At 59.5% G+C, this 12,611-nt stretch carries 10 protein-coding genes; 7 read left to right on the top strand and 3 right to left on the bottom strand.

What is annotated here, in order from left to right; all coding sequences use genetic code 11:
- The first annotated feature begins 3 nt into the window (after window positions 1–3).
- Window positions 4–1,476 (top strand): carboxypeptidase M32, encoded by a 1,473-nt coding sequence (locus GOX63_RS03470; RefSeq protein WP_170325102.1) that lies wholly within the window; start codon window positions 4–6, stop codon window positions 1,474–1,476.
- 67 nt (window positions 1,477–1,543) lie between these two features.
- Here the strand turns inward: GOX63_RS03470 and GOX63_RS03465 are convergent, their stop codons facing one another.
- Together GOX63_RS03465 and gyrA are read right to left on the bottom strand one after the other, a co-directional pair.
- Window positions 1,544–1,900, bottom strand: a complete 357-nt coding sequence (locus tag GOX63_RS03465; RefSeq protein WP_170544785.1) for a hypothetical protein — start codon at window positions 1,898–1,900, stop codon at window positions 1,544–1,546.
- Window positions 1,901–1,954: 54 nt separating this feature from the next.
- Window positions 1,955–4,678, bottom strand: a complete 2,724-nt coding sequence (gene gyrA, locus GOX63_RS03460) for a DNA gyrase subunit A (RefSeq protein ID WP_170325100.1) — start codon at window positions 4,676–4,678, stop codon at window positions 1,955–1,957.
- A 194-nt stretch (window positions 4,679–4,872) separates the two neighbouring features.
- Between gyrA and GOX63_RS03455 the strand changes: the two genes are divergently transcribed.
- Complete coding sequence (locus tag GOX63_RS03455) at window positions 4,873–5,142, top strand: usg protein (protein ID WP_170325099.1); 270 nt, start codon at window positions 4,873–4,875, stop codon at window positions 5,140–5,142.
- 104 nt (window positions 5,143–5,246) lie between these two features.
- Complete coding sequence (locus GOX63_RS03450; RefSeq protein ID WP_170325098.1) at window positions 5,247–5,942, top strand: hypothetical protein; 696 nt, start codon at window positions 5,247–5,249, stop codon at window positions 5,940–5,942.
- Here GOX63_RS03450 and GOX63_RS03445 read toward each other — a convergent pair whose 3' ends face one another.
- The gene (locus tag GOX63_RS03445; RefSeq protein ID WP_170325097.1) at window positions 5,943–6,896 is read right to left on the bottom strand and encodes a radical SAM protein; all 954 of its coding nucleotides are present in this window, start codon (window positions 6,894–6,896) and stop codon (window positions 5,943–5,945) included.
- Window positions 6,897–7,059: 163 nt separating this feature from the next.
- Here GOX63_RS03445 and zwf point away from each other — a divergent pair, with 163 nt between their 5' ends.
- The 4 genes from zwf (at window position 7,060) to GOX63_RS03425 (ending at window position 12,593) form a co-directional block, all read left to right on the top strand.
- Complete coding sequence (gene zwf, locus GOX63_RS03440) at window positions 7,060–8,508, top strand: glucose-6-phosphate dehydrogenase (RefSeq protein ID WP_170325096.1); 1,449 nt, start codon at window positions 7,060–7,062, stop codon at window positions 8,506–8,508.
- A complete protein-coding gene (gene pgl, locus GOX63_RS03435) occupies window positions 8,505–9,176 on the top strand; it encodes a 6-phosphogluconolactonase (RefSeq protein WP_170325095.1) in 672 nt (223 codons plus the stop codon). The genes zwf and pgl overlap by 4 nt, the downstream gene beginning before the upstream one ends.
- Before the next feature lie 5 nt (window positions 9,177–9,181).
- Window positions 9,182–10,792, top strand: a complete 1,611-nt coding sequence (gene pgi / locus GOX63_RS03430) for a glucose-6-phosphate isomerase (RefSeq protein WP_170325094.1) — start codon at window positions 9,182–9,184, stop codon at window positions 10,790–10,792.
- A gap of 181 nt (window positions 10,793–10,973) precedes the next feature.
- Window positions 10,974–12,593 carry a long-chain-fatty-acid--CoA ligase gene (locus GOX63_RS03425; protein WP_170544782.1) on the top strand — a complete coding sequence of 540 codons (1,620 nt, stop codon included), beginning with the start codon at window positions 10,974–10,976 and terminating at the stop codon, window positions 12,591–12,593.
- Window positions 12,594–12,611 lie beyond the last annotated feature (18 nt).

Raw genomic sequence — 12,611 nt, 5'->3', positions numbered from 1 at the left:
CAAATGACCGCCTATGACGACCTGATGGCCTTTCAGCGCGAAACCTCGGCCCTCGGGCAGATTGCCGGGCGGCTGGGCTGGGATCAGGAAACAGTGATGCCGCGCGGCGCCGCCCCGCAGCGCGCCGAAGAGATGGCCGCGATCGAGGCAGTGCTGCACGCCCGCCGCTCGGACCCGCGCGTGGCCGAGTGGCTGGAGCAGGCCGATCCGCAGGACGACGTGGCCCGCGCGCAACTGCGTGACATTCGCCGATCTTATGAACGCACGGTCAAAGTGCCCGCCGATCTGGCGAAAGCCATCGCGCGTGTGACCTCTGCCGCGCAAGGCACATGGGCGAAGGCTCGCGCTGACGAAGATGTGGCGGCGTTCCTGCCTGTGCTGCAAGAAGTCGTCGCGCTGAAACGCGAAGAGGGTGCGGCTCTGGCGCAGGGCGGCAATGTCTATGACGCCATGGTCGAGGATTATGAACCCTATACGACAGGCGCACAGATTGCCGAGATTTTTGACCAGATGCGCCCACGTCTGGTGGCCCTTCGTGCTGCTGTTCTGGACAAACCTGCGCCGCAAGCCCTGACCGGAAAATTCGACGAGCTGGCGCAGATGCGCCTGTCGCAGAAACTGGCGACCACCTTCGGCTATGACCTGAACACCGGCCGCGTCGACAAGGCGGTGCACCCGTTCAGTTCGGGCAGCGGGTTGGACGTTCGGATCACCACCCGCACCAGTGAGACCGACCCGTTCAACTGCTTCTATTCGACCATTCACGAGGTCGGCCACGCCGCCTATGAACAGGGCATCGCCCCAGGTTTTCTGCTGACGCCACTGGGGCAGGGCGTGTCGATGGGTGTGCATGAAAGCCAAAGCCGGATTTACGAAAACCAGCTGGGCCGCTCGCGCGCTTTCACCGGCTGGCTCTACAGCCAGATGGTCGAGACGTTCGGCGATTTCGGAATTGCGGATGCCGATGCCTTCTATGCCACGGTCAATGGCGTCCATAACGGCTATATCCGTACCGAGGCCGATGAGGTGCAGTACAACCTGCACATCATGCTGCGCTTTGATCTGGAGCGTGCCCTGATGGCCGGAGACCTGCAGGTCAGCGATCTGGAGGCCGCGTGGAACGACAGGTTCAAGGCCGATTTCGGCTATGCGGTCGACAAGCCCTCGAACGGGTGCTTGCAGGACGTGCATTGGTCAGTTGGGCTGTTTGGGTACTTCCCGACCTATTCGCTGGGCAATGTCTATGCAGGCTGCCTCTATGAGGCGCTGCGGGTAGCGGTACCGGATCTGAATACGCAACTGGCCAAAGGCGATACATCCGGTGCAACCGGCTGGTTGCGGGAAAACCTGCAGCGTCACGGAGGCCTGTACGCCCCGCGCGACACCATTCAGCGCGCCAGCGGAATGGAGCCGGGGCCGGAGCCTCTGCTCAGCTATTTAGAAGAGAAGTTTGGGGTGCTGTACGGTCTGAAATGACTTGGGTGGCCTCGGCTACCCCGCTTAGTGATCGAAAAGTCGGTATCGGCTGAACGCGCGCTGCGCTTTAGCGTGCTGTGCATTTCATGACACGTCCGTCGGAACGCGCAACGCTCAGCGATCCATCGGCATTTTTTTCGACCCGACGTTCATCGCCATATCCGTCCGAGGTGAGGCGACCTTCGACGCTTATGCTATATTCAGCCTCTACTGTCTTACCCCGCACGATAGCGGAATAAGGAACGGACGTGGCGTCCAGCGTCACGTCCGAAACGATCCATTCCAGAGGCGTCTCCCCCATCATGCAGTCAAAATGCTGACCACTGATTTCTTCTATTAAAGCTGACCCGAGCAACTCATCTGCGTGTACAGGTTGCGCGGCCAAGGCAGAAATAGCAGTGATGGGAAGAAAGAGGTGCTTCATTTTGCTTTCCGAAAAGAAAATGAGCGGCTTTTGTGCCGCTCATCTTTATTAAAATTAGGCGTCTGCCTCATCGTCCCCTTGATCGGCGATCCAGGCGACGCTGACGACCTCTTCGCCCTTGCCGGTGTTGAACACCTTCACGCCACCCGCGCTGCGGGATCGGAAGGAAATGCCATCGACCGGCACCCTGATCGACTGGCCTTTGGATGTGGCCAGCATGATCTGGTCGTCGATCTCAACCGGGAACGAGGCCACCAGTTCACCGCCGCGCATTGCCTTGTCCATCGCCGCAACACCCATGCCACCACGTCCGCGAACGGGGTAGTCGTGGCTGGAGCTCAGCTTGCCTGCACCTCCTGCGGTGATCGTCAGGATCAGGTTTTCGGCGGCCGACATTTCGGCATAGCGCTCTTGCGAGATTGCTCCGGGTGCGACTTCATCCTCATCCGTTTCGCCGTCATCCGCGATGCCTGCCACTGCGCGGCGCATCTTGAGGTAGGCTGCCCGCTCATCCGCTTCAGCTTCGAAATGACGGATCACCGACATCGAAACAACACGGTCCCCGTTGGTCAGCTTGATGCCGCGTACACCGGTGGATTCGCGCGAGTTGAACACACGCACATCGGTGGTCCGGAAACGGATCGCGCGACCTGAATTGGTGACCAGCATCACGTCTTCGTCTTCCGAGCAAATGCGGGCATTCACCAGCTCCACACCCTCGGGCAGCTTCATCGCGATCTTGCCGTTGCGGCGGACATTGGTGAAGTCCGACAGACGGTTGCGTCGCACGTCGCCCGCGCTGGTGGCGAAGACGATTTGCAAGTTCTCCCACTCTTCATCCGGGACATCCACCGGCATGATCGCCGCGATGGAAACGCCGGTCGGGATCGGCAGGATGTTGACGATTGCCTTGCCCTTGCCGGTCCGGCTGGACTGCGGCAGGCGCCAGGTCTTGAGCTTGTAGACCATGCCTTCGGTGGTAAAGAACAGCAACTGGGTGTGCGTGTTCGCCACGAAGAGGTTAGTGACAACGTCCTCTTCCTTAGTCTGCATCCCCGACAGGCCCTTACCACCGCGTTTCTGCGCACGGAAATCAGCCAGCGGGGTCCGCTTGATGTAACCACCCGAAGTGACCGTCACAACCATGTCCTCGCGTTCGATCAGATCCTCGTCTTCCATGTCACCGGACCAGTCGACGATTTCGGTGCGGCGCGGAACGGCGAACTGCTCACGTACGCTGCGCAACTCATCACCGATGATCGACATGATGCGCTCGCGCGAGGACAGAATATCGAGGTATTCCTTGATCTTGGCAGCCAATTCTTCCAGCTCGTCTGTGACCTCTTTGACACCCAGTTGGGTCAGGCGCTGCAGCCGCAATTCGAGGATGGCGCGGGCCTGAACCTCGGTCAGGTTATAGGTGCCATCGTCGTTCATCTTGGACAGGGGATCGTCGATCAGGCGCAGATAGCCTTCGATTTCGGCTGCGGGCCAGCGGCGGGTCATCAGCTTCTCACGCGCTTCGGCGGCGTCGGCGGACGAGCGGATGGTCGCAACCACTTCATCCACGTTTGAAACAGCCACGGCCAGACCACACAGGATGTGGCTGCGCTCGCGTGCTTTGCGCAGGTCATATGCGGTGCGACGCGCGACAACATCTTCGCGGAAGTCGATGAACGAGGTCAGGAATCGGCGCAGGGTCAGTTGCTCGGGCCGACCCCCATTCAGGGCCAGCATGTTGCAGCCAAAGGACGTCTGCATCGGGGAGAAACGATAGAGTTGGTTCAGCACCACCTCGGGCGTCGCGTCCCGCTTCAGCTCGACCACAACCCGCACGCCGTTGCGGTCGGATTCGTCCTGAACGTGGGCCACGCCTTCGATGCGCTTTTCACGCACGGCCTCGGCAATCTTTTCGATCATCGCGGCCTTGTTCACCTGATAGGGGATCTCATCCACAACGATTGCGTAGCGGTCCCTGCGGATCTCTTCCACGCGGGTCTTGGCGCGGATGATAACGCTGCCACGACCTTCCAGATAGGCTTTGCGCGCACCAGACCGGCCCAGCATCACGCCGCCGGTCGGAAAATCGGGGCCTGGGACGTATTCGATCAATTGCTCGGATGTCAGGTCCGGGTCGTCGATCAGCGCCAGCGTTGCGTCAACCACTTCGCCCAGGTTATGCGGCGGGATGTTCGTCGCCATACCCACGGCGATACCACCGGCACCATTGACCAGCATGTTCGGGAAACGGGCTGGCAGGACGGTCGGTTCCCGGTCCTTGCCGTCATAGTTGTCCTGAAAATCGACCGTCTCTTTTTCAATATCGGCCAGCAGGGACGCGGCAGGCTTGTCCATCCGAACTTCGGTATAACGCATGGCCGCCGGGTTATCGCCGTCCATCGAGCCAAAGTTGCCCTGACCATCCAGTAGCGGCAGCGACATCGAAAAATCCTGTGCCATCCGCACCAGCGCGTCATAGATCGCACTATCACCATGCGGGTGGTACTTACCCATCACGTCACCGACCGGACGGGCCGACTTGCGGTACGCCTTGTCATGCGTGTTCCCGGTTTCGTGCATTGCATACAGGATGCGCCGGTGCACCGGTTTCAGGCCATCGCGCAGATCGGGGATCGCGCGCGAGACGATGACCGACATCGCATAGTCCAGATAGGACGTGCGCATCTCGGATTCGATGGACACCGTCGGGCCGTCGTATACGGGGCGCTCGGGCGGGGTTTCATCCATGTTTTCTGGGGTTTCTGGCGTATCGCTCACGTAAACTGCCCGTGTATTGTTCTGGGTCTATATCTTGTGGATGTACCTTATCAGACCCGGCACATAAGGTGCAAGCAAGCAACCCTTTTGCCTGCGAAAAACCCCGGCAACACCAGAGTAACATATTGTTAACTAAGGATTAGGGGGGGTTCATGCTATCATGAATAGACCTTGCAACAAAACTGGAGGTCTGCATGGAGCAAAGCGAAACCGAATTGATGCTCAAGGGGTACGGGCTGACAACGGCGGAATTCTTCTACCACATGCCTGACTACATTCACGTTCTGAACACGTTCATCTGGCAGGATTACGATCTGGCGCCGGACCATCCGAAGCTCTTTAAATTTGTCGAGTTCTGGCAGCGTGAGATCGAAGGTCCGCTGCATTCGGTCCGGTTCACGCACCGCAAGATGATCGCGCCCGGAGAATGGCGCAATGTCGTGGGTGAATTCAGAGTAAATTGAGTATCAGGCCACTTTTTTCGGCCGGTAACGATTGAGACGCATTATTTTTTTAATGCTTGGGTTAAGGTGTCGACCAGTTCATTGGTCACATACGGAATCGCTTTATGTCCCGAGTGTTGTTTCTTGCTGCCGCCTTGTTGATCGGCGCACCTGCCATCGCCGAGGGCGTTCTGGATAAAATCAAGAAAGGTGCGGAAAACACGGCCGACGCCATCGGGCGCGGAGCCGAAGCCGTGGGTGACACCGTGGAAAAAGGCGCACAAGCCGTGGGCGACACCGTCGACTCGACCGCCAATCTGGTAACGAATGAGGCCACGCCGGAAGAGACCCGCGCCAAGCTGGACCTCATGGCCAGCGAGGTTCTGACCCAGCTGCTGGCGGAAAACCCCGAGGCGGACGAACTCTTTGGCATCAGTGCAGGCTATGCGGTGTTCGACTCGCGCAAGGTTACGGTGTTTCCGGTCTCGGCCGGGTACGGGCGCGGGGTGGCGGTGTCAAAGGATACCGGTCAGCACACCTATATGAACATGGGAACGGGCGGCGTTGGCGCGGCCGTGGGTATCGGCGGGTTCGAAACCAAATTCGTGATCCTGTTCGAAACCGCCGCTGATCTGCAGAAGTTCATCGAACATGGCTATGACGCGACCGCAGAAACCGGGGCGATGTATGGGGAAGACAGCACCGCAGAAACCGTGCGGTTCACCGATGGCCGGTCGTTCTTTGTGCTGGGCAAGAAGGGCTGGCGGGTCTCGGCCGGGGCGTCCGGCACGAAGTTCTGGAAATCCCCCGAACTGAACTGATCAGCCCGAGCAACTGGCCCCACCCAATACACAGAATTTCGCGCAATGCGGATGGTTCAGGTGCACGTCCGCTTCGGCTTCGGCCAGGGTGTGCCCCATCTCGAATTCAGGCGCATAAGGCAGCAGGGTGCAGGCCAGAACCGCCGGACGGTCCGCGCCCTTGCGTTTCACGACCATGCGAGCACTGGCGCACATCACGGCGTCAGGCGATTTGTTCAGGATGCCCCAGCAGGCGGTGGTGATTTCGGGGACTTCGACAGTTTTATCCATCTCGGGGAACAGAACGGTCTGGCCGGGATTTTGTGCGTCGATCTCGAAACCATGTTTCGCAAAAAAGGCGGCGTATCCGGCGCGGCTTTCGGAGTCGGTGTCGCCCCAAACTGTGCGTCCGGCAACCGCCATGTTGAACCCGTGGTCGCGCAGCCATTCCATCCCAGTCAGGGTCTTGGCGAAACTGCCTTTGCCGCGCTCTTCGTCATGCAATTCGGGTCGGTAGTGATCGACGGAAATCCGCAGCGTCAGCTTGTCTCCAAAGTCACGTTGCAGCTCCACCAGACCGTCTTGCACCTTGCGGCGCATCATCGGCTGCATCGCATTCGTCAGGATCAATACCTCGTACCCGCGCTCAAGACAGGCGCGGGTCATGTCGATCATCTGAGGGTTCATAAAGGGCTCACCGCCAGTGAACCCGATCTCACGCACAGGCCAGTTACGGTCTTTGATCTGATCCAGATAATCCCGCACCTCATCAGCGGTGATATAGACGAGCGCGTCATTGGTCGGGCTGCTTTCGATATAGCAGTTGAGGCACTCGATGTTGCACAAGGTTCCGGTGTTGAACCAAAGCGTCTCGGGGTTGCTGAGCGGCACCGAGGCCCGCGTTTGCCCGTCTGCTGTCACCAATTTGTTCTGAAACTTGCCGATATTGGCGCTTTGAGAGGCGTTGTCTTTCATTCCGGTATCCGGTTCTTTGGTGTCTCAGTGCTGACTTAGCGCTTCGACACAGGTTAGTTAAGGGCAGCAGGCCGGACCTGACAGAGTTTTGATGATCGGAAAAAATCAAAAAATGATGGCGCTAACATTAGACATGACCGCAGGGGTAAGGTAGGGAAAACACATGGTTTCTCGTGTCATCCCTGTTGACCCGTTCGATCTGGTCATTTTCGGCAGTACCGGCGATCTTGCGCAGCGCAAGATCCTTCCGGCGCTGTTTCGAAGGTTCTGTTCGGGCCAATGGCCCGACGACGTGCAGATCATCGGTGCCGCCCGCGCGGTTTACGACCGGGATGCGTTCCGGGACATTGTCGCCGAATCGTTGCGCACCTACGCGGCCAAGCAGTGTCAGGACGCCGATGCGCTGAGCAGCTTCCTTCAGCGGGTCGACTATGTACCGTTGGATGCGCTGTCGGACGAGGGATGGGACCTGCTGGCAGAAAAGCTGACCGTCGATCGGGTGCGGGCATTCTATTTCTCGGTCGGTCCGCGGCTGTTTGGTCCTTTGGCGGAAAGCATCAAGTCGCACAAACTGGCGACCAAGCAGACACGAATTGTCGTGGAAAAACCATTCGGTCACGATCTGGAAAGCGCCCGGGCATTGAATGCAACGCTGGCCAGGCATTTTACCGAAGGGCAGATTTACCGGATCGATCATTACCTGGGCAAGGAAACCGTCCAGAACCTGATGGCCGTGCGGTTCGGCAACATGCTGTTCGAGCCGTTGTGGAACAGCCAGTATGTCGATCACATTCAGATTACGGTGGCCGAATCCGTTGGTATCGACGGGCGCGAAGACTACTATGATCGTGCGGGTGCCATGCGCGACATGGTGCAGAACCACCTGATGCAGTTGCTTTGTCTGATCGCGATGGAGCCTCCCGCCAAGTTCGACCCGGACGCGGTACGCGACGAAAAGCTGAAAGTGATCCGTGCGTTGGACTCGGTTGAGCCGCATCATATCGTGCGCGGTCAATTTGAAGGTGACGGCCCCAGTTATCGCGAGGTCGTGGGCAATCCGCGCTCGACGACTGAAAGCTATGTGGCGCTCAAGACGCATGTCAGCAACTGGCGGTGGGCGGGTACGCCGTTCTATCTGCGCACGGGCAAGCGTTTGGTGGCACGGTCCTCGGTGATCAACGTGATGTTCAAGGACGCGCCGCATTCGATCTTTGGCGCGGATGCCGGGCGACATGCCAACGTGCTGTCGATCAGGCTGCAACCGAACGAGGGCATCACGCTGAAGGTGACGATCAAAGAGCCGGGTCCGGGTGGTATGCGCCTGGTGGACGTGCCATTGGACATGAGTTTTGCCGAGGCGCTGGGGCCGGAAAATCAAGACCCGCCGGACGCTTATGAACGTCTGGTGATGGACGTGATCCGCGGCAACCAGACCCTGTTTATGCGCGGGGACGAGGTCGAGGCCGCATGGGCTTGGACCGACCCGATCATCGCGGGCTGGCAGGCGCGTGGGGATGTCCCCAAACCTTATGAAAGCGGCAGCACAGGCCCGGGCGACGCCGAGCTGCTGATGAAACGAGACGGTCGCCGCTGGCAAGGGATAAACCCATGAAACTACAAGAATACGCCGACAGGGATATGCTGGCCATCGACGTTGCAAATGAGTTGGCGGGCGAGCTGGAATCGGCCTTGCTGCATCATGACGTGGTCTCGATGGCGGTTCCGGGAGGCACCACACCCGGCCCGGTTTTCGACGTCTTGTGCGCGGCCAATCTGGAATGGGACCGGGTGCGGGTTCTGCCCACGGATGAACGCTGTGTGCCGGGCGACCATGAGCGTTCGAACGAACGTCTGATCCGTGAACGGTTGCTGACCAACCGCGCCGCGGCGGCGCAGTACATCCCCCTTTATGTTCCCGGCGAAGAACCCGAGGACGTGCTGCCCGAACTTGAAAGCCTGATAACGCCGATCCGCCCCTTGTCGGTTGTCGTGTTGGGGATGGGCGAGGACATGCACACCGCGTCTCTGTTCCCGGGCATGGATGGGCTTGAGGCCGCGTTGGACAGCCATGCGCGCCCGCTGGCCGTGGCGCGGACTGACGTGCAGCCTGAACCGCGGATCACGCTGACTGCTCCGGTGCTGGATGGCGCCTTGTCGAAACATCTTATCATTTTTGGCGCGGCCAAGCGGGACGCGCTGGAACAAGCCATGTCCCTGCCGCCGGAAGAAGCGCCCATTGCGGCGGTGCTCGGTGGTATGACGGTTCACTGGGCGGAGTAGGCGCGATGCAATTGGACAAACTTTCCACCCTGGCCGACGAACATAAAGATCAGACCATCCTAGGTCTGTTTGGCAACGATTCGAACCGGGCCGGGGCTTTTTCGGCCTCGACCGGCGATCTGCTGTTTGACTACTCGAAAACCCAGATTGACGCGGATATCCGGGACGCTCTGATCCAGCTTTGCGATGCGGCCGGACTGGTCGAACGGCGCGAGGCGATGTTCTCGGGTGAAAAGATCAACGAAACGGAAGGGCGGGCTGTGCTGCACACGGCGCTGCGCAATCTGGATGGCGGCCCGGTCGAGGTTGACGGTCTGGACGTGATGCCGGACGTGCTGGACACGTTGCAGCGGATGCGTGTCTTTGCCGAAGAGGTGCGCGGCGGTGCGATTACCGGGGCAGGGGGCAACTTTACCGATGTGGTAAATATCGGCATTGGCGGTTCCGATCTGGGGCCGGTGATGGCAACCCATGCGCTGGCCCCGTATCACGACGGCCCGCGGCTGCACTATGTGTCCAATGTGGACGGCGCCCATATCGCCGATACGCTGCGCCAGCTTGATCCGACGCGGACGCTGGTGATCGTGGCGTCCAAGACATTCACCACCATCGAAACCATGACCAACGCGCGCACTGCGCGGGCCTGGATGGTGGACGGCGGCGGTGATCCGACCAAACAATTCGCCGCCGTGTCCAGCGCCGTGGACAAGACCGAAGCCTTCGGAATCCCCGAAAACCATGTGTTCGGCTTTGCCGATTGGGTCGGCGGGCGTTACTCGGTTTGGGGGCCCGTGGGTCTGCCCGTTATGATCGCCGTGGGTTCCAACGCTTTTGACGCCTTCCTGCGCGGTGGGCAGGCGATGGACGCACATTTCCGAGCCGCGCACTGGGCTGAGAACATGCCGGTGATGCTGGCGTTGGTTGGCATCTGGCACCGACAAATTCTGGGCCATACCAGCCGCGCGGTTCTGCCCTATGACCAACGCCTGTTGCGCCTGCCGGCCTATTTTCAACAGCTTGAGATGGAATCGAACGGCAAATCCGTCGCCATGGATGGTAGCTCGCTGACCATGCCCTCTGGTCCGGTGGTCTGGGGCGAGCCCGGCACCAATGGCCAGCACGCATTTTACCAGTTGATCCATCAGGGCACCGACGTGATCCCCTGCGAGTTCATGGTCGCCGCCGAAGGGCACGAGCCCGAACTGGCCCACCACCACCGCCTGCTGCTGGCCAATTGTCTTGCCCAGTCCGAGGCGCTGATGCGCGGCCGCTCGCTGGACGAGGCTCGGCAGCGCATGGCCGAAAAGGGTTTACAAGGCGATGAGCTGGAGCGTCAGGCCCGCCACCGCGTGTTCTCGGGCAACAGACCGTCTTCGACCCTGATCTACCCGAAGCTAACGCCGTTTGTGCTGGGCCAGATCATTGCCCTTTATGAACACCGCGTGTTTGTCGAAGGAGTGTTGCTGGGGATCAATTCCTTTGACCAGTGGGGTGTGGAACTCGGTAAGGAACTGGCGACCTCGCTTGGCCCGATTGTGGATGGTGAGGAAAGTGCGGAGGGCAAGGATGGCTCGACCGCTGCCTTGGTCGCCTATGCGATGCGCCACCGGGATTAGGTCCGGGTAATCCCACGGCCTGCCGTAATGGCAGGCCGCATTCTTTTATTGTCAGAAAATTAAATGATTGGCAGGATTTCCCCCAAGCAAAAGCCTCAACAACCCGGACAGTCATAAAAACAGGGAGAGGCAATAATTGGTGCCGCCACACGGAAGCGGGGCCACCAAAGGGAGGACGCCCATGCTGGGACAGATGATGACGCAGCCATTGCTGATCTCGTCGCTGATTAATCACGCCGACAAATATCATGGTCAAACCGAGATTTATTCGGTTGAAACCGACGGCTCGGTGACCGAGACAAATTGGGCAGAAGTTGCGGTCAACGCGCGGAGACTGGCCTCGGCGCTGACTAAACTGGGGTTGGAGCCGCAGGCCCGGATCGGGACCATGGCCTGGAATAACCGGCGGCACCTTGAAATCTATTTTGCGACGTCTGGCGCAGGGTTCGTCTGCCACACGGTCAATCCGCGCCTGTTCCCCGAGCAACTGACCTATATCATCAATCACGCGCAGGATCGGGTGCTGTTCTTTGATGCGACCTTTATCCCGCTGGTGGCCGCGTTGCAGGAGCATCTGACAGAGGTTCAATACTTTGTACTGATGGAGCCCCGGAATGAAGACGCGGTTGCCCAGATCCCCGGCGTTCAGTTCTATGACGAGCTGATCGAAACCGGTGATGCGGGGTTCGAATGGCCCAGCTTCAACGAAAACACTGCGTCCAGCCTGTGTTACACATCCGGCACGACCGGGAACCCCAAGGGGGTACTGTATTCGCATCGCTCGACCGTGCTGCACAGTTTTGGGTCGAATACCCGCGATGTGATCGGGTTCTCGGCAATGGATGTGGTCATGCCCGTGGTCCCGATGTTCCATGTGAATGCTTGGGGGTCGCCCTATGCCTGCGCCATGTCGGGCTCACGCTTGGTGCTGCCGGGGCCGGACCTGCATGGTGAGGCCTTGGTGAAGCTGATCGATACATATGGCGTTACCCTGGCCTTGGGAGTGCCGACAATCTGGCAGGGGCTGTTGGCCTATGCGGCGCAGTCCGGCACCACGCTGGCCAGCCTTGAACGCACGGTCATCGGTGGGGCCGCGTGCCCGCCGTCGATGATCGAAACCTTCCGCGAAACCTATGGCGTAGATACCGTCCACGCCTGGGGCATGAGCGAGATGAGCCCTCTGGGCACCGCAAACCAGCCCTTGGCCAAACACCTCAACCTGCCAGTGGACAAGCAGCATAAGCTACGGGAAAGCCAGGGGCGGCCCTGTTACGGCGTTGAGCTGAAGATCGTGGACGACGACGGCAATGACTTGCCGCATGACGGCGAAACGCAGGGTGATCTGCTAGTGCGTGGGTTCTGGGTGCTGGACAGCTATTTCCAGATGCAAGATCAAGAACTTTTGCAGGATGGCTGGTTCGCGACCGGAGATGTGGCCACGCTGGACCCCGATGGGTACATGACCATCCGCGACCGCTCGAAGGACATCATCAAATCCGGGGGTGAGTGGATCAGTTCGGTTGAGTTGGAAAACATCGCCGTCGCACATCCCAAACTGGCGACGGCTGCCGTGGTTGGCGTGCCGCATCCGAAATGGGACGAACGCCCCCTGTTGGTCGCGGTCAAAGCTGAAGGGGAAGAACCGACCGTAGAGGAGATTCTAGCGTTCTACGACGGCAAGATCGCCAATTGGCAGGTGCCGGATAAAGTGGTGTTTGTCGATGCCTTGCCATTGAACGCCACCGGCAAGGTTCTGAAGCGAAATTTGCGCGCGGATTTCGAGAACGCCTTGACGGGCTGAACTTTGAAAGAAGGGGAT

Origin of the sequence: Ruegeria arenilitoris (assembly GCF_013031355.1) — a bacterium.
GTDB classification, from domain to species: Bacteria; Pseudomonadota; Alphaproteobacteria; order Rhodobacterales; family Rhodobacteraceae; genus Ruegeria; species Ruegeria arenilitoris_C.
This window is presented reverse-complemented; position numbering and strand designations above follow the sequence as displayed.

Coding starts and splice junctions, on each gene's coding strand:
- GOX63_RS03470 (WP_170325102.1), top strand. CDS start 4: ATGACCGCCTATGACGACCTGATGGCCTTTCAGCGCGAAACCTCGGCC.
- GOX63_RS03465 (WP_170544785.1), bottom strand. CDS start 1,900: ATGAAGCACCTCTTTCTTCCCATCACTGCTATTTCTGCCTTGGCCGCG.
- GOX63_RS03455 (WP_170325099.1), top strand. CDS start 4,873: ATGGAGCAAAGCGAAACCGAATTGATGCTCAAGGGGTACGGGCTGACA.
- GOX63_RS03450 (WP_170325098.1), top strand. CDS start 5,247: ATGTCCCGAGTGTTGTTTCTTGCTGCCGCCTTGTTGATCGGCGCACCT.
- GOX63_RS03445 (WP_170325097.1), bottom strand. CDS start 6,896: ATGAAAGACAACGCCTCTCAAAGCGCCAATATCGGCAAGTTTCAGAAC.
- zwf (WP_170325096.1), top strand. CDS start 7,060: ATGGTTTCTCGTGTCATCCCTGTTGACCCGTTCGATCTGGTCATTTTC.
- pgl (WP_170325095.1), top strand. CDS start 8,505: ATGAAACTACAAGAATACGCCGACAGGGATATGCTGGCCATCGACGTT.
- pgi (WP_170325094.1), top strand. CDS start 9,182: ATGCAATTGGACAAACTTTCCACCCTGGCCGACGAACATAAAGATCAG.
- GOX63_RS03425 (WP_170544782.1), top strand. CDS start 10,974: ATGCTGGGACAGATGATGACGCAGCCATTGCTGATCTCGTCGCTGATT.